Below are 879 nucleotides of genomic sequence, written 5' to 3' on the forward strand. Positions count from 1 at the left end.
GTGGGGATCTGACGAATGCGGAGTGGGATCGGCTGGAGTCGTTCTTACCTCCTGGTGGTGTGCGTGGGGGCCGGTGGAGTGATCACCGTCGGGTGATCAACGGGGTTCTCTACCGGGTGAGGACCGGTGTGCAGTGGCGGGACCTGCCGGAGCGGTTCGGCCCGTGGGAAACGGTCTATAAACGGCATCGCCGCTGGTCAGCTGATGGAACGTGGAAGATGCTGCTGTCTCGTGTCCAGGCCGCCGAGGACGCCGCGGGCGGGATCGACTGGGACGTGTCGGTGGACTCGACAGCGGTGCGGGCCCACCAGCACGCCGCAGGTGCGAGGAAGACGCCGGTGGCCACGGTTCCTCAAAAGGGGGCCGGCCGGAGGACGAACCAGGTCGATCCGGTACTGCGGAAACTGGCTGTCCGGCTGGAGGAGGTGGTCCGATCGGCGAGTGCCTGGGACGTTCCCGCGGAGGATTCACCACCAAGATCCACCTCGCCGCCGAGGGACGGTGCCGGCCCCTCGCCTTCGTCCTGACACCCGGGCACTACGGCGACGGCCCCCAGCTCGGGCGGGTGCTGGAACAGGTCCGTGTGCCCCGGGCCGGAGCCGGACGGCCCCGTACCCGGCCCGGCCATCTCCTGGCCGACAAGGCTTACACGTCCCGGGAGAACCGCCGCTACCTGCGACGACGCGGAATCCGGCACACCATCCCCGAACGGCTCGACCAGCGCAGGCACCGGCTGAACCGAGGATCCCGAGGCGGCCGGCCCACCGGCTTCGACAGCGAACGCTACAAGAAACGCAACACCGTCGAACGCGCCATCAACCGCCTCAAGGGCTTCCGCGCTGTCGCCACCCGCTACGAAAAACGCGCCTACATCTACCT

The 879-nt window shown here is 68.4% G+C and carries 1 protein-coding gene; it reads left to right on the forward strand.

What is annotated here, in order from left to right:
* A protein-coding gene (locus tag IE241_RS33865) for an IS5 family transposase (RefSeq protein ID WP_373300823.1) occupies positions 1–879 on the forward strand; the annotation gives its coding sequence in 2 pieces (ribosomal slippage) (positions 1–375 and positions 375–879; 880 coding nt annotated over the 2 pieces). This gene is flagged as partial in the annotation.

This window comes from Streptomyces hiroshimensis (genome assembly GCF_014650335.1).
Lineage (GTDB): Bacteria > Actinomycetota > Actinomycetes > Streptomycetales > Streptomycetaceae > Streptomyces > Streptomyces hiroshimensis.